We start from the raw sequence: 18,151 nt of genomic DNA, 5'->3' as shown, positions 1-18,151 counted from the left end.
TGTAAATTTGATAAAATACATATATAAAATTGTTAAATTAAAGGGGAAATTTCATGTTTAACGTCGAAATGTACACCGGGAGCCGCGAAGAAAATTATAATCTTGTCATAAAGCAACTGCATGCTCTAATTCATGATGAGGACAATCAAATTGCCAATCTCAGTAATGCCACTGCCCTGCTTAACCAATTCCTTGACCGCATAAACTGGGTTGGATTTTATTTAATGGATCCAAATCAACAACTAGTATTGGGCCCATTCCAAGGTCTTCCTGCATGTGTCCGAATCCCAGTTGGTAGAGGTGTGTGCGGAACATCTGCCTTAAAAAAAGAAACAGTTCTTGTTCCTGATGTTCATCAGTTTCCAGGTCATATTGCATGCGATGCTGCTTCCCAATCAGAGATTGTTGTTCCGATGGTCAGAGATGGACAGCTTATTGGAGTTCTTGATATTGATTCACCTGAAAAGAACCGCTTTGATGCGTTAGATCAACAAAAACTTGAAGAATTTGTAGCTGTTTTAGTTCAACATGTATAGAAAAGAGCACAGAGGAAATTTCCCCTGTGCTCTTTTTATTTTGGCTCTGTTAATCTTGCCTGTTGATTGGAGCAAAAGAAGCTTCGCTTTCCGTGGGCAGTCCGGGAGCCTCATCGGCGCTTATCGTCTGCGTGGTCTCAAAAGACAAGCTTTTCCCGCAGGTGTCTCGCTGTATTCGTTCCAATCAACAAAGTAGATAAATCAACAATGTCCTTTGTCATAACCTTATCTTAAATCCTTTCCAGTGCCTGTTCGAGGTCTTCTTGGATATCCTCCCATGCTTCTAATCCAACAGATAGCCGCAGCAACGTATTAGTAATCCCCATTTTTCTTCTCTCCTCCACGGGTATCACAGCATGGGTCATCGTTGCAGGATGTTGTATTAACGTCTCGGCGTCACCGAGACTAACTGCGATTTTAATTAATTGTAATTGATTTATTAACTGTTGTGCCGTTTCTTTTGTACCTTTTATAGTGAACGAAATAAGTCCGCCAGGTTGTTTCATTTGTTTTTTTGCGATTGAATAATCTTGATGTTCCCGATCGCCGGGAAAATAAATCGATTCGATTTTCGGATGGCTTTTCAAAAATTCAAATAGTTTAATGGTGTTTTCACAGTGGCGGTCCATGCGTACTGGCAGTGTTTTCAACCCTCTTAATAGAAGCCATGCATCAAAAGGAGAGATCACCCCACCGATGTCTTTTTGGGTGGTCCTTGATACTTGTCTAATAAACTCCTTCTTTCCAATGACAAGCCCGGCAATAACATCCCCATGTCCGCAGATATATTTTGTTGCACTATGAATGACAACATCACAACCGAGCGTAAGAGGGGTTTGTAAATATGGGGAACAAAATGTGTTATCAACAACAACGGGAATCCCCTTTTTATTCGCTATCGTTGCCACCATTTCCAAATCTACCAGCTTCATTGTAGGGTTTATTGGCGTTTCAATATAGATACATGCGGTGTTTGGTCGGATTTCTTGATCTAATGCTTCCTTTGAATTCATTAAAGAAAAGTCGTGATCAATTCCATATTTCTCTTTTAATAACTCTAACAACCCAAATGTGCAACCATATACTCCTTGCGAGCAAAGGATATGGTCCCCTGTTTTTGTTAAGGCCACCAACACTGCACTGACGGCAGCCATTCCTGACGAAAACGCTAAGCCTGCTTCACCTTGTTCAAGGACTGCCATCCGTTCTTCCAATATTTTCACCGTTGGATTTCCTAAGCGTGAATAAATAAATCCCTCTTCCTGACTTGCAAACCTTCTTTCTCCTTGTTCCGCACTTGAAAAAGTAAACGTGGATGTTTGATATAACGGAGGAACTAAACTATCATGATGTTCATCTGTCCGGTAGCATGAATGAATAACTTCCGTTTCAAACCGTGATTTCTTTTTCCTCATTTTGAACTCCTCCCTGTTTGAAAACGTTTTCATTTATTCATATATATTATGTTGGTTAGGTAAATATCGTTAGGGCACTCATAAATGAGTGCCCTCCTCTTAACCAACCCTCATTTTTTGCTCTTGAATGACGACTTTGTTTTTCCCAGTCTCTTTTGCAATATACAGCGCTTCATCTGCTCGTTTAAATAAGAAGTTGTATGCATCAAGCCGTTGCTTGTTCCAATAAGAAACCCCACATGATACTGTAACATGTGGATCCGAAGATTCTGATATTTTTTTCACTATTCTTTCAGCAACAGCTGCACCTTTGTCTAAGGGGACACCAGGAAGATAAAGTGCTAACTCTTCTCCACCCCAGCGGGCTCCGATATCTTCTCCTCGGATATTTCTTTTGATAAGGTTTGCTACCTGAACAAGAACTTTATCTCCCACCTGGTGACCGTATGTATCATTTAATTCTTTAAAATTATCAATATCCAGGAGGATAAAGGTACCTTCTTCTGACTCTTTCATAGACCGCTGAATCTTTTCATCCAAAAATTTGCGTGAATGGAGTTTAGTAAGATGATCGGTAATAATCATATGCTCTAACTCTTCTCTGAGCATGGAATTTGTTAGTGCAAGTGATGAATGATGGATAAGAGACTGAAGGAGTTTAAATGTATCAAAAGAAAAGAAATATGGCTTTTGATGCATCACAATGGAAAAGCCTTTTAATTTTTCGCTATGAATCATTGGAATCGCCAGAATCGAATGGAATCTAGGATTTTTTATATTGTTGAGGTTGCAATCTCCAATAAACAAAGGATTTTTCTCTAATTCAATTTTTCCTCTTAAATAATCAATATAAATTTGGGCTTGTTGTGTATAAAAGTAGGGTGTTGAGCCTGGGAGTATTTTTACCTCAGCATGTTCGTTTGTGAATAAGAAAAACCCAACTTATTGTGCATGGATGGAAGAAATAATTTGTTCGGACATATATGTCATCGTATCAGCTAAACGCAGATTTGAATTTAAGCAATGAGAAGTTTCGTTGATTAATTGTAAATTGGAGATTTCTTGCTTTGATTGTTGATAGAGATGGGCATTTTCCAATGAACTCCCTGCAGCACTTGCCAGTAATTGAAGAAATTCCAGCTCATATTCAGGGAATTCAGTAGCTGGAGCAGTGATTATTTGCAAGACGCCACAAGTTACTTGTTTCCCTTTTAGGGGTGCATATATAATGGTATGGTTAATAGCAGAAGTAATGTATTCAAATTGAAGCTCCCCTGATACATAGGCTTTAATGGCTGCAATATTTTCACTATCATATTCAAGGGCAATAATCGGAAGATCATTGTGGCTATATGTATCCTGTGAAAGCAATAAGGAAAACGAGAAGTCAGGATAAAACTCCTTTAGTTTTACACATAATTCTCCCAACAGGGTCTCTACATCTAGAAATGAATGAAGTGATTCTGTAATCTGTATTAACTGTTTAAATCTGTTTATTTGCCAATCTAAATCAATTTCGAGAATATCCATTAAGGTTTCACCCGATCTAATTCCATATATATACATAGTACCCTAATTATAGTTAATTTTCAGACACTTTGGCGATATTTATTTGAATAATTTATTAACATTATGAAATATTCTTTCCGACAAAAAATTCACGAGTCACTACTTCTAGAAATTATTCTTGACTTTCTTAGAATAAAAATTATATAATACTCTTTGTGTAAAATATTGCAGCCTATTGTGTTCACTTTGAATAGTCTCATTTTATTCCTCATAAAGGTAGATAGCCTTTAAATGATGGTGTATCTTGTAACCCTTAGCTGCTAGGGCGAAGGTACATGAAAATAAAATGGCTGTCAAAGAGTCTCATAACGGTTTTTATTTTACCAAAATAAAAACACTAAGGAGGAGTCATTCATGGCTCGTTATACTGGCTCTAGCTGGAAAATTTCCCGTCGTCTTGGAATCTCTCTAAGCGGCACAGGTAAAGAATTAGAAAAGCGTCCTTACGCTCCTGGACAACACGGTCCAAACCAACGCAAAAAGCTTTCTGAATACGGATTACAATTACAAGAGAAGCAAAAGCTTCGTCACATGTATGGTGTAACTGAGCGTCAATTCCGTAATCTTTTTGATAAAGCTGGCAAATTAAGCGGCGTACACGGTGAAAATTTCATGGTTCTTCTTGAATCACGTCTTGATAATGTTGTTTACCGTTTAGGTCTTGCTCGCACTCGTCGTGCAGCACGTCAATTAGTTAACCATGGCCACATCTTAGTTAACGGTTCACGCGTTGATATCCCATCATTCCGCGTAACTGCTGGTCAAACAATCAGCGTTCGTGAAAAATCACGTAACCTTGATGTTATCAAAGAATCAATCGAAGTAAATAACTTCGTTCCTGATTATTTAACTTTTGATGCTGACAAATTAGAAGGTACTTTCACTCGTTTACCAGAGCGTTCTGAATTACCTGCTGAAATTAACGAAACACTTATCGTCGAGTTCTACTCACGTTAATTGATTTGCTTATTAAATAGCAATCACAAAAGCCCTAGAAACTGCGTTATATCAACGTTTCTAGGGTTTTTTATTTTTACTCTGCTTAGTAGAGTATTGTATTCTCCCCCAAAGAAAAAAGGGCTTTTTGGGGGAAGTTTTAACAAAATCATTCAAGTGGTCAGACGTGATTTATAAAAATCCTACTAACAATAGTCATCGCAGGAGTTTTTAAGCATCCAAATGAAATAAAGAAAATGGCTTTGGTAATATCATGACCTTAATATCTATGTTCTAAATATTATAAGGTACATAAAAAAAGACCATAAATCTTTCATGAATCAACATCTTCTTTAGTTCGTTTGATTTGGAGCAAAAGAAAAAGCACCACATTGGGTGCTTCCAAATGTTTTTATTCCACTGACAAAGAAACAGTTATATAACCTATGTTCTCATGCCAACCAGTCCGATTTGCAGGTCAAAAAGTGAAGATTAAGGAAACCCTAGATCATCATTTAGAGATATTTGATGAACTTGAATGTATAGCAAAGCATCCTCTTTTAACAGGAAAAGCAAAATTCACATATGAAGTTAGAACTTATAAAAAAGGATTGAATGAGACTACTAAAGGTTTGGCGACTCGTCCCAATAAATCCCCTGAGCTTGAAGTGGAACAACGTTCCCTACTCGTCTATAAACAATTAGAAGGGGGCGACATTAGTTGATCACTCAACATCTAACCAATTGACTAAAAAAAGTTGGATGGCACCATACTTCTGACCAAATTGAAGGTCTATTAGAAGATGCCTATAAAGAGAATGTACCATATTCTGAGTTTCTTAACACTATTCTATCAGTGCTGCTGGGGTAAATGGTTTATTAAACCACTAGGAAAACCTATTCTCTCAACAATGGTTTAGACAAAAAAACAACAGATAAATACTCTGTTGTTTTTTCTCCGTGGAGAATTAGTATTTGTTTAGCTCCTGAATCGGAGTTTGAATGATGACTGGATTCTTTTTAGGATTCAACCATTTCAAGATGTTTACAACATTCTTTTGAGAAGTTGAGGTACATCCGAGCGTGTAGCCACTTCCAATGTGGAAGAAGATAGCACTACCTTTATACGGAGTTCGTTGTGTGTTGTAGTTGATAACGAAACCGTAGGTATAAGCTGAGATATTCATGTTTTCAGCACTCTTCCATTGACCTCGTGTTTTACTTCTTGATTGCCAAGTGTTGTAAAGTTTTGAAGTTGGATCATCTACCCAAACATCATCGATTGTAATTTTTCGGTAAGGCATTTTGGTACCCGGATTTCCATAACGTCCAAATGCGGTTCCAATTGAATACTTCCCAATTGGAGACTTTTTACCGCCTTCATGCATATTTGCTGAAGAGGCAAATCCATATTTACCAATATGGCCTGTTGTGGTTAAAACAGGAACCCATTTTCCTTGGGAATTTCTTTCAAATGTACGAATTTTAGCATTAGAGGTATTGTAGCCATTAGAAGTGACAAGAATTAACTGTTTGTTGCTTCCTACTGTCTTTAAACCTTCCGCCAAATTCTTAGGGGCTGCGGGTTTTTTAGTCGTTAGGTATTGATTGGATGCCCAACCTGTTTTACCACCAACAGTTACTCTATCCCAAGACCCTTTAGTTTGTGAAACTGTTACAGCTTGGTTTTTCTTAACAGTTGTTACCACTTTGTAGGTCGTTCCCGGACCAGTTCTGACATTCAATGCAGTCGCTGTGACATATTTTGTTACGCTTGTCGCAGCATGAACCGGTTTAACCACATGAAATCCTGTAAATAAAACAAACATTGCAACAAAGATTGCAAATCCCTTTTTAAACATCTACCTTCATTCTCCATTCTAGTCATGATAACTTATTTATTTTTTATTATATAACGATTATATCATTCTATTTCAATAGGAATTAAAGCAGTAGGTGAAATAATTGTTTAACTACTCACACTGCATTTCGAATGCTAACGGCATGAATGAGGCCGGCTGCCATTTTAATTTACCTCGGTCTCGTATTGCCATTTCAGTCACCTCCCTGGTTTTATCATCCTTATAATTAACGAACAAACGTTCTGTATCACACAAAAATAAAAACGCCTGGTTAGGCGTCAAGAACTGCTCTTCTTCAACTAATGTCCCCGTTAGCTTAAGTACATCTCTTTACAATCAAATCAAATTTCAGAAAGATAGCCATAGTTAATCCAAAGAAAGACTACCCATACGGGTAGATAAGATGTGTTAACTATATATGAAAAAGGGGTAAAGCTATTAATCAATGTATGTTATGCCATCCTTCATATGTGATTTCTATGACTCGAATTTTCCTCACAAAATGGTCATTTATAAAAATCTCTACAGTCTTAGAATATTTGTCACGAATCTCTGAATTCATACTCCATATTCTCCCCAATCCCTGTGTGCAGTACATATTTTCCAGTCCGGGTTTTCTGCCCTCTCTAAGAAAAATTCGAGCAGAACCAATTCCGTTTGCCGGGTAATGTACGAGTTCTTCTACTTCATCGCATGGTGTGGGCAATTGACCAATGAGTCTTACAGTTATAAAACCGCCATATCTAAATGCATCGGCTTCGGTAAGCATAAAATTTTCTCCTCATATAAATTTATTAAATTAACTGTAGTTATTATATGTATTACCCATGACATGGTACCGAAGTTTAACCCGCCGCAACCCCCCTCCAAATTCAACTAACCTGACCGTTAGCCAAAATGAGCTGAAATCATTTCATTTAATCGTTAACTCCATATCAAGGGATATGAAATCCTACGAATAAGCGAGTATTCGTGAGAAAATCGTATTAAACTGAGGGAGTGGAACAAGAAAAGCTGCCAAAAATGACAGCTCGGTTCTTCAAGTCTTGCACCCGTTACTTTAAGAGGTGCATTCCCATCTTGAAAGAAACCACCTTTGGATAAATAAAAGAATTAATTATTATTTTTTAAGTTATCTACTTTTTCTTCAATCCTTTTTAGACGTTCATTTCGATTCTTTGTAGACCGTACAAATAGAACTATAAAAACAATAAAAGCCACGGGTACAAGTAATGTAAATAACTGAAAAATAATGTCCCCAATATTTATCAATGTTCATTCCTCAACTAAATCTTTAAAAAATATATAATTTCATAACCAAATTATAACACTTATTTAAAATTCCTTCTTCAAGTAATCTGCCCCGTTACTTGAAGAAGGAAAAAGCGATCCCTCGCTATTGAAGAACCGCGCCCGTTAGCTTAAGTGTTAATTTTTATTGTTGATTTATAATCTATGAAATACCTCGATTAGGAACGACTTTCTTAAAGAAGAAGTTAGTTAACGTAATCAATTATTTTTTGATAACCAAAGGGTAAAACGCTTGCCACTAATAAACCAATTACAATTGAAGAAGTAGAAAAAATAATGCATTTCCGAAGTGATATTTCATTCCTCTTAAAGGCGATATTGAATACCTTCATCATAAAAAAGACAGTAATAAATAATATGATAGCTGAAAACACACTTGCTAAAATTACCTCCATTGTGGACCTCCTTTAATAAAGTCTTTTAAAATTAACCAGTAGCCTGCACTACCAACTTTTATCCATATTATAACAAAAATATCTTAATGCTTCTTCCACTAAACTGCTTCGTTAGTGAAAAAGCGATTGCTCTTGTTTAGCTATCGCACCCAGGTAGTTGAAGAATTATTTATTTTTTTCGAGGGATAGTTAATGCCTTCCAGGCATAGTTAAATAAAGGAGTCGGCTAATACTCCATATTTTACCATATTATGCACATCTCCACTCTGCCCTTGGAGACTTTCCCTCCCATGTCTCAACGGGTCAATTGCCCTCTCATTCCTTCGTCATGCCTTTCCAAGGGGTGGAGGCCAGTTATGCTAAACTGATGGGTCACAGTGCCCTTTTGTTGAATAAACCTGGTACTCTTACATATTTGAAATCCTACGAATAAGACAACATTCAAAATTAAAGTTAACTATTTTATATGATATATTTTATAAAACTAAAGTTTTATTTCTATGCTGCTAAAGGGATTAATACTTGGACTTTATTTGGACAGTAAGACTCGTTTCGTCGTGCTATTCCTATAAAAATCCTTGCTAGTTTACCTATCAGTTTCATGATTGACTTCAGTTTCTTTATCTTCTTTACCTTCACATTATGGGAATGGACTGCTTTAAACTCAGGGTTATTCATCACAAGGCTCATAGTTGCTAAGTAGAGGAAGCGTCGTAGTCTTGACCTTCCACGCTTTGAAATGACAATCTGACCTTTCCATTTGCCTGAACTTGCCTCTGTTAGATGTAATCCCCCATGACGTAATAGAGAGTTTCCGTGGGAGAATCCACTTAGACCTCCTGACTCGCCTAATATCCCAGCTAATGAAATTTCACTTATTCCTTTAATCATAAGTAGTTTTTTTGCAAATGGTATTTTGTTGAGAACTTCTTTAACTTGTTGTTCAACTCTTTCGAGTTGTATTACAGCGAGGTCATATTCTTCTAATAATTGTTCTAGATGGAATTTATAAGCATCAAGTACCTGCCCAGTTCCAATAGAAGATTTTGCTAGATTGATCAGTAATTGAGCTTTTTTAGGTCCTGGTTGTCTTTTCATTAATGACTTCCATCCCCTCTGGACATCTAGTGACTCCATTGAAGATATTTCATCTGGAGTTGGAAATAAACGAAGGGTTGCGATGGCTCCTTTGCACGAAACATTTTTAAACACTTGTCTCAGCTCTGGAAAGACAACATCTACCCATCGATTTATTTGATTAATAGACATTACGAGACGTTTTACAATCACATCACGATTAGACATTAACACTCTAAGCTTCTCAAATGATTCTGATGATTTTAGATTGGACTCTATACTCGTATCTTACTGAGGGGCTCTATTTTTTTCAAACCTGATATTTAACGATCTACAGGAATGCTAAACTGCTCAGTTAATTCAATAAAAAAAGAGTTGCCGATGCAACCAAACCAATAAACACTGGCACTCGTTACCATTATATAAAGTTATGTTTACGATTCAATTCCTTTATTTTTGTTTGGGCGGACCCAAAACACAATAGCTAAAATGACTTCAACGATTGGAACTAATATCACAAATTTTATCCAGTTTTCGGCTCCAAACAAATAAAATGCCATCGGAAAAACCGTTAAAGCACTTAATAACAATAACCATCCAGATCTCTTATTAATTCCAAGCCATAAACATAGAAGTGAAATAAATACAAATATCCAAATTAACAACCCAACCCAATGAAAATTACTCCAAGTGATTAATTCATTTCCTATTTTCAAATATCAACACCTCTTTTTTCATTTGATCTCCTAAAAATTTCAAGTATTTTCAATTTAAATTCTATACAAATCAATCGAAATCCTTCTTAAACTAAATTGCCCCGTTACTTGAATAAGAAAAAGCGTCTCCACTTATTGTAGAAACGCACTCGTTACTTCTATTTAGATAACTCTTTTTAATTTTAATAATGTGAAAGTTTTTTGTTTAGATAAAACGTGACCAAAGCAACTACTATTAAAACTGGAATTGCATAAATTTGTCCAACAAACAATTTCCACCCCACATTATTATAGCCTTCTGATGCAGGAAAGAAGACTGCAATTATACAAACAATTATATAGGATAATATTGGCGGAATTATTTTTTTCATAGCACATCACCTTTAGTGTAATTTTACACAATTGTAACAAATATCACCGATATTGTAAATATTTTCCATAAGGTCTTCTTAAACAAATCTGCCAGTTAGTCGAATAAGAAAAAGGGGGTGCCGCCAGCTTAACTTTCTTGAACTCAAGTATCCATAGTTTAGCTAAGTGATTAATCAAATCATTTATCAAATTAAAGTTTAAATAGCCGTTTGAATCATCTAATGTACCACCATTATCTAACCAATAAATTGAACCTTTATTCTCAGTATCTGGTTTAATAACTAGACTGCAACCATCAAGTCCATACCCTATTGGATACCATCCAGGAGGATAATCTATATATTTGGGAATAACTCCGTAATATTATTAGTAAAGACGCAAAGAAAGACATTTACTGATACCACTCAAATTACGGAAAAACAGCCTTATCGCTAATGGACAAGGCTGTTACTTTCATACCAATTCAATTTTCGCCACAGCCTAACAATGTGTAGAGTGTATGTGGCAACATAAGGGTGCTGGTGGGTTTATTACATTCTTGAGACCTTTTTCTTTCAGAAAACAGACTTTAACAAAACAAAAGTTGCCGGCTGCGAAGGAACTTGAAACTGAATAAAATAAGTACATATGAGTTGATGTGATTCATTTTTTCTCTAACTTTTTGAGAGTTACATCATTTCACTGTCCCCGTCCCATCAACATTCTTTTCCGAAGTTATCAAGCAATGCACGCACTTCATCTGTTGATTTCGTGTTCATCAATTGATTTCTTAATTCAGCAGCTCCAGGGAATCCTTTGACATAAATTTTGAAAAAGCGATGAAGCCCTGTGATGGAACGTGGCAGTACTTCCGCATATTGATCTTGAAGATCAAGCTGCAGTCTTAAAAGATCAAGGTATTCTTTACTGCTATGTTCTTTTGGCTCTTTTTCAAAGGCAAAAGGATTTTTAAAAATACCTCGTCCGATCATAACGCCATCAATACCATATTGTTCAGCAAGCTGCAGCCCAGTTTGACGGTCAGGAATGTCTCCATTGATGGTTAGTAGCGTATTTGGTGCGATACGGTCACGTAATTTTTTGATTTCCGGAATGAGCTCCCAATGCGCATCTACTTGGCTCATTTCCTTTCTTGTCCGTAAATGAATAGAAAGGTTCGCAATATCCTGTTTTAAAATATGCGTAAGCCACTCCTCCCACTCATTTACATCCTTATCGCCAAGTCGTGTTTTCACGCTGACAGGCAGTCCGCCCGCTTTTGCTGCTTGAATAAGGTCTGCCGCAACTTCTGGACGCAGAATAAGGCCACTACCTTTCCCTCTCGATGCCACATTCGGTACAGGGCAGCCCATATTAATATCGATACCTTTAAATCCTAGCTCTGCCATACCAATACTCATTTGTCGGAAATATTCGGGATTATCCCCCCAAATATGAGCCACCATTGGCTGTTCATCTTCTGTAAAAGTCAAACGGCCACGCACACTTTTCATGCCCTCCGGATGACAATAGCTATCCGAGTTTGTAAACTCTGTGAAAAATACATCCGGTCGACCGGCTTCACTTACTACGTGACGAAAAACAACATCTGTCACATCTTCCATTGGTGCAAGTACAAAAAATGGTCGTGGTAAATCACGCCAAAAATTATCTATCATTTCAAACTCAAATCCTCTCACTATGGATACAACTTCAAACTCTAGGTCAAAAAATATAAAGCCAAATGTTCCATTTCTTATACACTTATATCATGCTTAATAACTTATTATCAAACAAAAGTACATTTGTACATTTATGATTTGTGAAAAACTATTGTGAACATCGGCAATGTTTATTTTAACGAAAATCGGTCCTGAATGGTATTTTTATAAACAAAAAAGCAGATGGTATAGATTTTTTCTATATCAACTGCTTCTCTCTAATGCTGTTCCTTATCGTAATTTTATTTATATCGGACCAATAACTAGGATCTTTCAATAAAGTCTTTTAAAATTAATGTTAATAAAACAGGCCGCCTATTAGGCAGCCTAAAGATTTATTTAGTCAACTCGTGCTGTGAGAATAAGGAATGAATCTTTTCTTCCACTTCCTTTAACATCCCTTTATACGCTACTTCATCGAGAGAACCAACACTTCCAAAAAGTAAATGTCCTACAGGTTCAATGCCAACAAACCCAAAGATACCAACATCAGACGTAATTTTCAATCCTTCAGTCATACCAATCTCATCATAATACTCCTTTGGAGTCCCATGTGTATTGATGATGAAACCTTTCTTGCCTGCTAGCATCTTAACGATACCTTCTTCACCATAAGCATAAGCAAAGCCATAGGAGAATACACGGTCAACATATCCTTTAAGGATAGCAGGAAGTCCTGTCCACCAAATAGGATAAATAAATGTGATAACATCTGCCTGAGTGATAAATTCCTGTTCTGTTTTAATATCTTTAGGAGTTTCCCCAGCTTTCATAGCATTCGTATCTGCTGGTTTCAGAACAGGTTGAAAATCGAGTGCATACAAATCACGGACAACAACCTCATGACCGTTTTTCTCTAATGTACTAACTGTCGTTTCTAATATGGAATGGTTCAAACTTTGAGGGTTTGAATGTGCGTAAACAATTAAATGTTTCATCTTTAGACAACCTCCGAATAATTTATATACTTCAATCAATTAATAGTGTAAGACAAAGCTATTCGAATACTTTAAGATAGTTTTTACTTTTCTGATCCTTTAAAATCATTCTGCTTCGCCAACGACAGAAAAACGTTCGTTTTTATGCTGTGGATTTTCAACTTCATCTAAAACAGCGATTGCATAATCGGCATAGCTGATATAGCTTTCGCCTCTATTTGCACGTGTGAAATGAACAAAGCACCATAAGACATACATATTAAAGTGAACTAGGTAAGCTGATTTTCATAATACATTCCATTTTTCTTCTTTTATTTTGGATATTTCACCTGATTACATTCCTTGCAAAACAAGAATAAGAAGAGGGGCAGGGCACAAACTATGCTAAAAAGGAGAGTGTATATCATGGATGAAAAGAGCTTAAAACAGAACGCTAGTAATACTTTACAAACGAATAAACAGAAAACTTTAGATATAATAGCAAGTATTGATGAGTTGAAAAAAGAGCATGAACCAGAGTATGTCTTTTTATATTGGGATGAATTGAGATAAGAATCTTAAGAAGAGAAAATGAAATGGATATTGGATAGAATAATACCAATCGAGTAGGAGGGGGTGACTAACCCCCGACCTCTCACACCACCGTACGTACCGTTCGGTATACGGCGGTTCTATTAAGATTGACGCAGAATTTCATAACGATTATATAGACTTCTCAACCCTCGTTGACTCCAGTAAGAGTTATCGAGGGTTTTGTGTAATATTGGACTACATGCGATTCTCCAGTATTTCTTTCTGGAATGGCCCCACTCATGTGCTTTGTAATCAGGTACACCTAAACCAATTAGTTTTCTAACTCTGGTTTTAGGTTTCTTCCACTGCTTCCATTCGCACATTCTGAGCCTTCTTCTTATCCATTCGTTTTCAGAAAAGGTTGGGTCAAAGATTGGGGTTAATACTTGGGCAATTGCCTGTTGGATGAAACGGTCTGTCACAGTTGGTATGCCTAAAAGCCTTATCCCTCCACTTGGTTTCGGAATTTCGACACGGCGAACAGGGAAAGGTTGATAGTTACCTGTTCTCAAAGCTTCCCGAAGGGAATCCCAGTTTTCATAGAGATGTCGTCGTAGGAATTTTACGGAATGCTTCCATATTTCGATAAATCATAAAAGGATAGGGTCTTCCAAAAGAATTTGTTCCATCAGGTGTAATATAAAAATCTGGAACAACGACTACTTAATTATTTATTGTTTTTGTTTTGAGAAATAAGTGAAATATTATTCAGAATCAAGTGATGAAAAAGGTCCGGGCCTAATTGGACCAATATTGAATCAAGTTGATAGTTAAACATAATAAAGCCTCTTCTCAATAGAATAATGATAAAAAAAGAAGAGGTGAGACTAACAGTATGCTTTCTCTACTAAATAAATCAATCTTTCTTTTACTGACTCCCATTCATCATCAATAATACTGTAAAATATATTGTCTTGAATGGTTCCGTCTGCCTTTACTCTATGTTTACGAAAAGTTCCCTCTTTTGTTGCTCCTATTCGTTCAACAGCTTTTTGAGAACGTAAGTTTTCTCCACTAACTGAAAATTGGACACGATTTACTTTTAATTCTTCAAAACAATACTTAAGTAATAAGAATTTACATTCTGTGTTTACTTTTGTTCTCCAAACTTTTGGTGAAAGCCAAGTCCAACCTATTTCCACATTACGATTTACTTTATCAATACCACAAATTTGAGTTGTCCCTAATACTTGACCTTTCAGTTTATCCTTAACAATAAAAGGTATATGTTTCCTGTCTTTTTTATTATTAACAGCTATCATTAATATTTGCTCTATATCCTCCACTGTGGTAACTTTTCGCCAGGAATATTTCCATACTTCAGGGCTTTTTAAAGCTTCAAATAATTGTTCCTTATGCTTCACCTCGAGAGGAATAAGCGAAATTGAATTTCCTTCTAGAGATATATCTGTTTCAATAATCATAGTATTACTGTCTCCTTTTTAAACAGAATATTCTTTCGTTCATTTGAGTTAGGACGGCACCGCAACACATTCCTTCGCAGCCTTTGCAAGGCAAGTTTCATTCAATCACCTCCAATAATTTAATGATTTTTACTAGCGTTCAAACTTGCGGGAACAACAAAAAAGCCTTTAGAACGGCTTAAAGATAGCTCTTTAAGCGACTGTCTAAAGACTCGAATCTGTATGTCTGATATGTTTTTAAATGAGAAAATTCAAATAGTTCGTATTATAAGTGTACCATTTGATGAAATCTATAGCAATATTTTAAATTTGCTACTATCCAATTTTCAGAAAATAACCTTACCTATTCACAACCTTATTCAACTAACATGCTTCGTTAGTCGAATAAGAAAATGGGGTCGCCGCAGCAATCCCATCCTTAACATACGCACCCGTTAGTCGATTAATATTTTTTTGAAAGAGGGATACTAGGTTTAGATTATTATTAATTATCACTTCTGCTAGATTTTGTTAAGGCGTCTTTTCCATACATACGTTAAGGTAATAAAGATGTAGATGCAAAGTGTAATGATCGTTACAATGATGGATGTCGTGAAAATGATTCCGATCAGGATCGTAATTAAAGCGATGATCGCAGCCCAAGTCGTATACGGGAACCATTTAACTGAATAAGCACTTGTTTTTCCGGGCTGTTGTTTACGTGATTTCAAATGGGCGAAGGCAATGATCAACCAGATGAATAATACGGTATATCCCAGCGATCCCATCAGGAAATCGAAGGTCTTGCTTCCAGCAAATAAGGAAATCAGTACACCGCCAAATAAAGTGGAAGTACACATTAATATTGCGTAAACAGGAACTTTCTTCTTGGATAAACTTGAAAAGATTTTCGGAATGCGACCGTCCACGGCTTGTGTATACAGAACGCGGGATGAACCATATAATCCAGAGTTCATCGATGAAATAATCGCTATTAGAACAACGGCGTTCATAATATGGTCAGCACCTGGAATCCCTATCATTTGAAAGACCATCACAAACGGACTTTCCGGCACCCCGTTTACTTCGTTCCAAGGAATTAAACTAACGATGATGAAAAATGGAATGATATAGAAAGAAATGATCCTGACCAATGTACTGCGAACGGCTTTTGGAACCACTTTTTCGGGATTTTTCGTTTCTGCCAATGTGACCCCGATAATTTCTGTACCGCCATATGAATAAATTACCACCAGCATCGCCGTGATTAAACCTGTTGATCCATTCGGAAAGAAACCGCCATGGTCAGTCAAGTTAGAGAAACCGACTGCTTTATGATCACCAAAAGTCACGAGCAGCAACAATAATCCAGCCATGATGAACACAATGATGACAGTAATTTTAATTAAAGCAAGCCAGTACTCCGTTTCAGCAAAAACCTTTACTGATAGCAAGTTGATTGCTGTAACTAACACCGAAACAGCTAATGCCAGTATCCAGATTGGATATTCAGGCAGCCAATATTGAATGAAAATAGCCGCAACGACTGATTCGGCCGTGATGTTCAATACCCACATTTTCCAATAGATCCAATCAAGGAAATAGGCAGGATACTTTCCTAAAATAGATTGGACAAGATCCCTGAATGTTCTTGCACCGCTATTACGGACCGCCATTTCAGCTAAACCTTGCATGATGAATAATAGGATGATGCCCCCTATCAAGTAAGCAATTATTACGGATGGGCCTGCCATATCAATTGCTGAACTGCTTCCTTTAAATAAACCTGCCCCAATGGCACCGCCTAATGCCATCATCGTAATATGCCTTGAAGTCATTGTCCTCTGTAAATTCCGTTTGTCCGTTTCCATATCCTAACCTCCCAAAAATCATAAAAGGCATATCGTCTCTTTCTTCATAATCAAATGAAGAAAGAGACGATATGCCTTAAGCTTACCGCGGTACCACTCTTATTGGCTCTTTTCGAACCCTGCTTTAAAAACCTTGTAACGAAGGTCAATCGTTAAAACCAGAGAATAGATTAACTCTAATCTTTCGCTTTACCACTCCCAGGCAAGTTCAAAGTATCATTGGACTGCGTTGCACCAACCCGCAGCTCTCTTTACCGAATAATGAGCTTTTACTACTCCTGATCTTTGCGTTTTGAAAATTATATCTGAATATTTTTTATAATATCCAATACTATACTGATGAGAAGTAAATTTGTCAATATTTTTTCCAGGATAATAATTAGAGGAAACGACCTTAAGTCAAAGGATTGCTTGTGATTATTTTCTTCATGACATTCATGGTTAAGAAAAAATTCTTTTAAAAATCTATTACTACAAACATTTAAAAGGGCCGTCCTGGCCCTTTTTTGTTTTTCCCAAGAGGATACTTGTTTGAACGAGAGCAATCTACATATGTGATAGTCTGCCTTTTGTCTCCATTTGTAAAGCATAGAGGAATTTTTTGATGTCGATTCGGGTTGTTGCGGTGTGGTTTTTTCCTTCCAGTTCGAGCATTTTCATTCTTACTTGGGTGTAGTCGAACAATTTGGATGAGTAATATTCAAATGTTGGGTTGGCATAATCGGTTAATCCCAGTGAAGCAAGATGCTCGAGCACCTGTTGGAGGATGCGGCGGATCCGTTGTTCCACAGCCTTGGCTTCTTTTCTTATTTCCTCCGGAGAGACGGACGAACCAAGCCGCTTTTTGGCCGCCCGCTCATACAGATCCTTCAAAGGCGGGAGCTCCCGATTTCCCTCCATGTCCCATTGATGTAAAATTTCTAGAAGATCCAACAAATCCTTTTCTCCGTTTTTGCCAATAATCCCAAGTTCAAGCAAGATGCTTTTGGCAGAGGACGGAAACAAAGGTTGTTTACTTGGGAGAGTGTTCTCAAACAGCCGGTTTTTTGTATTGTGCGTAGTTAAAAAGTTTAATGACTTTTGAATGTTATGAAGTGAGTTTTCCAGTAACAAATAGTCACATACTTTCTTAATGACACTTACTACCTCAAGCCGGTTAATCGGCTTTGTGATATAATGCTCGACACCTAGGGAATACGCTTCGCTAATCATATCCTTCGTTTCGACTTGGGAGATCATGATGATTTTCCCCCGAAAGGAAGGAGCAATTTCTCTGACTGTCTCGATCCCGTCCCTGATGGGCATGAGCAGGTCAATCATCAGAATATCAACTTCCTGTACATCCAGGGTATGGGCATCTACTTCAGCCCCGTCGGCTGCCTCCCCCACCACCGTACCCAATCCCTCTTCTTCAATAATATTGGATAACATCCCTCTGATAGTGGGGGTATCATCGACAATAAAAAATTTCACCGTA

The 18,151-nt window shown here is 37.0% G+C and carries 17 protein-coding genes, 3 pseudogenes and 1 other annotated feature; of the genes and pseudogenes, 4 read left to right on the top strand and 16 right to left on the bottom strand.

Annotation, left to right across the window (positions count from 1 at the left end):
* Positions 1-53: 53 nt before the first annotated feature.
* Positions 54-536, top strand: coding sequence for a GAF domain-containing protein (locus KW850_RS19215; protein ID WP_218349381.1), 483 nt, complete (start codon positions 54-56; stop codon positions 534-536).
* A 230-nt stretch (positions 537-766) separates the two neighbouring features.
* Here KW850_RS19215 and megL read toward each other — a convergent pair whose 3' ends face one another.
* The 3 genes from megL to KW850_RS33430 all read right to left on the bottom strand — a co-directional run bounded on the left by megL (position 767) and on the right by KW850_RS33430 (position 3,481).
* Positions 767-1,951 (bottom strand): methionine gamma-lyase, encoded by a 1,185-nt coding sequence (gene megL / locus KW850_RS19210; RefSeq protein WP_218349380.1) that lies wholly within the window; start codon positions 1,949-1,951, stop codon positions 767-769.
* 99 nt (positions 1,952-2,050) lie between these two features.
* Positions 2,051-2,689 (bottom strand): GGDEF domain-containing protein, encoded by a 639-nt coding sequence (locus KW850_RS33435; protein ID WP_256358333.1) that lies wholly within the window; start codon positions 2,687-2,689, stop codon positions 2,051-2,053.
* Positions 2,690-2,893: 204 nt separating this feature from the next.
* Positions 2,894-3,481 carry a GAF domain-containing protein gene (locus KW850_RS33430; RefSeq protein ID WP_256358332.1) on the bottom strand — a complete coding sequence of 196 codons (588 nt, stop codon included), beginning with the start codon at positions 3,479-3,481 and terminating at the stop codon, positions 2,894-2,896.
* 393 nt (positions 3,482-3,874) lie between these two features.
* Here KW850_RS33430 and rpsD point away from each other — a divergent pair, with 393 nt between their 5' ends.
* Positions 3,875-4,477, top strand: coding sequence for a 30S ribosomal protein S4 (gene rpsD, locus KW850_RS19200; RefSeq protein ID WP_218349379.1), 603 nt, complete (start codon positions 3,875-3,877; stop codon positions 4,475-4,477).
* A 464-nt stretch (positions 4,478-4,941) separates the two neighbouring features.
* Positions 4,942-5,181, top strand: a complete 240-nt coding sequence (locus KW850_RS19195; protein ID WP_218349378.1) for a hypothetical protein — start codon at positions 4,942-4,944, stop codon at positions 5,179-5,181.
* A 243-nt stretch (positions 5,182-5,424) separates the two neighbouring features.
* On the opposite strand, the gene KW850_RS19190 is transcribed toward KW850_RS19195, so the two are convergent.
* The 9 genes and pseudogenes from KW850_RS19190 to KW850_RS19150 form a co-directional block, all read right to left on the bottom strand.
* Positions 5,425-6,318, bottom strand: coding sequence for an SH3 domain-containing protein (locus tag KW850_RS19190; protein ID WP_218349377.1), 894 nt, complete (start codon positions 6,316-6,318; stop codon positions 5,425-5,427).
* 442 nt (positions 6,319-6,760) lie between these two features.
* Entirely contained in the window at positions 6,761-7,087 is a 327-nt protein-coding gene (locus KW850_RS19185) for a hypothetical protein (RefSeq protein ID WP_218349376.1), read from the bottom strand.
* Between the two features lie 727 nt (positions 7,088-7,814).
* Complete coding sequence (locus tag KW850_RS19180) at positions 7,815-8,024, bottom strand: hypothetical protein (RefSeq protein WP_218349375.1); 210 nt, start codon at positions 8,022-8,024, stop codon at positions 7,815-7,817.
* Positions 8,025-8,522: 498 nt separating this feature from the next.
* Positions 8,523-9,362 (bottom strand): annotated as a pseudogene (locus tag KW850_RS19175) (transposase); the annotation flags it as partial.
* A 173-nt stretch (positions 9,363-9,535) separates the two neighbouring features.
* Entirely contained in the window at positions 9,536-9,817 is a 282-nt protein-coding gene (locus KW850_RS19170) for a hypothetical protein (protein WP_218349374.1), read from the bottom strand.
* Positions 9,818-9,999: 182 nt separating this feature from the next.
* Positions 10,000-10,188, bottom strand: coding sequence for a DUF4017 family protein (locus KW850_RS19165; RefSeq protein WP_218349373.1), 189 nt, complete (start codon positions 10,186-10,188; stop codon positions 10,000-10,002).
* Positions 10,189-10,884: 696 nt separating this feature from the next.
* Complete coding sequence (locus KW850_RS19160) at positions 10,885-11,847, bottom strand: tRNA dihydrouridine synthase (RefSeq protein ID WP_218349372.1); 963 nt, start codon at positions 11,845-11,847, stop codon at positions 10,885-10,887.
* Positions 11,848-12,224: 377 nt separating this feature from the next.
* A complete protein-coding gene (locus KW850_RS19155) occupies positions 12,225-12,827 on the bottom strand; it encodes an NAD(P)H-dependent oxidoreductase (RefSeq protein WP_218349371.1) in 603 nt (200 codons plus the stop codon).
* 105 nt (positions 12,828-12,932) lie between these two features.
* A pseudogene (locus tag KW850_RS19150) lies at positions 12,933-13,043 on the bottom strand (NAD(P)-dependent oxidoreductase); the annotation flags it as partial.
* 189 nt (positions 13,044-13,232) lie between these two features.
* On the opposite strand from KW850_RS19150, the gene KW850_RS19145 reads away from it, so the two are divergent.
* Positions 13,233-13,379 carry a hypothetical protein gene (locus KW850_RS19145; RefSeq protein ID WP_218349370.1) on the top strand — a complete coding sequence of 49 codons (147 nt, stop codon included), beginning with the start codon at positions 13,233-13,235 and terminating at the stop codon, positions 13,377-13,379.
* A gap of 122 nt (positions 13,380-13,501) precedes the next feature.
* Here KW850_RS19145 and KW850_RS19140 read toward each other — a convergent pair.
* The 4 genes and pseudogenes from KW850_RS19140 to KW850_RS19125 all read right to left on the bottom strand — a co-directional run.
* Positions 13,502-13,969, bottom strand: a pseudogene (locus KW850_RS19140) (hypothetical protein); the annotation flags it as partial.
* Between the two features lie 258 nt (positions 13,970-14,227).
* Positions 14,228-14,824: a GNAT family N-acetyltransferase gene (locus KW850_RS19135; protein WP_218349369.1), complete on the bottom strand. Its 597-nt coding sequence runs from the start codon at positions 14,822-14,824 to the stop codon at positions 14,228-14,230.
* 500 nt (positions 14,825-15,324) lie between these two features.
* Positions 15,325-16,674: an amino acid permease gene (locus tag KW850_RS19130; protein WP_218349368.1), complete on the bottom strand. Its 1,350-nt coding sequence runs from the start codon at positions 16,672-16,674 to the stop codon at positions 15,325-15,327.
* Between the two features lie 59 nt (positions 16,675-16,733).
* Positions 16,734-16,969 (bottom strand) — a binding site (T-box leader).
* Between the two features lie 251 nt (positions 16,970-17,220).
* Positions 17,221-18,147 (bottom strand): response regulator, encoded by a 927-nt coding sequence (locus KW850_RS19125; protein ID WP_218349367.1) that lies wholly within the window; start codon positions 18,145-18,147, stop codon positions 17,221-17,223.
* Positions 18,148-18,151 lie beyond the last annotated feature (4 nt).

The organism is Bacillus sp. sid0103 (genome assembly GCF_019219025.1).
This window is presented reverse-complemented; position numbering and strand designations above follow the sequence as displayed.

Excerpts from the sequence above, each read along its gene's own strand:
- KW850_RS33430 (WP_256358332.1), bottom strand. The coding sequence starts at position 3,481 with ATGGATATTCTCGAAATTGATTTAGATTGGCAAATAAACAGATTTAAA.
- KW850_RS19135 (WP_218349369.1), bottom strand. The coding sequence starts at position 14,824 with ATGATTATTGAAACAGATATATCTCTAGAAGGAAATTCAATTTCGCTT.
- KW850_RS19165 (WP_218349373.1), bottom strand. The coding sequence starts at position 10,188 with ATGAAAAAAATAATTCCGCCAATATTATCCTATATAATTGTTTGTATA.
- KW850_RS19130 (WP_218349368.1), bottom strand. The coding sequence starts at position 16,674 with ATGGAAACGGACAAACGGAATTTACAGAGGACAATGACTTCAAGGCAT.
- rpsD (WP_218349379.1), top strand. The coding sequence starts at position 3,875 with ATGGCTCGTTATACTGGCTCTAGCTGGAAAATTTCCCGTCGTCTTGGA.
- KW850_RS19180 (WP_218349375.1), bottom strand. The coding sequence starts at position 8,024 with ATGGAGGTAATTTTAGCAAGTGTGTTTTCAGCTATCATATTATTTATT.
- KW850_RS19185 (WP_218349376.1), bottom strand. The coding sequence starts at position 7,087 with ATGCTTACCGAAGCCGATGCATTTAGATATGGCGGTTTTATAACTGTA.
- KW850_RS33435 (WP_256358333.1), bottom strand. The coding sequence starts at position 2,689 with ATGATTCATAGCGAAAAATTAAAAGGCTTTTCCATTGTGATGCATCAA.
- KW850_RS19145 (WP_218349370.1), top strand. The coding sequence starts at position 13,233 with ATGGATGAAAAGAGCTTAAAACAGAACGCTAGTAATACTTTACAAACG.
- KW850_RS19215 (WP_218349381.1), top strand. The coding sequence starts at position 54 with ATGTTTAACGTCGAAATGTACACCGGGAGCCGCGAAGAAAATTATAAT.
- KW850_RS19160 (WP_218349372.1), bottom strand. The coding sequence starts at position 11,847 with ATGATAGATAATTTTTGGCGTGATTTACCACGACCATTTTTTGTACTT.
- megL (WP_218349380.1), bottom strand. The coding sequence starts at position 1,951 with ATGAGGAAAAAGAAATCACGGTTTGAAACGGAAGTTATTCATTCATGC.
- KW850_RS19155 (WP_218349371.1), bottom strand. The coding sequence starts at position 12,827 with ATGAAACATTTAATTGTTTACGCACATTCAAACCCTCAAAGTTTGAAC.
- KW850_RS19190 (WP_218349377.1), bottom strand. The coding sequence starts at position 6,318 with ATGTTTAAAAAGGGATTTGCAATCTTTGTTGCAATGTTTGTTTTATTT.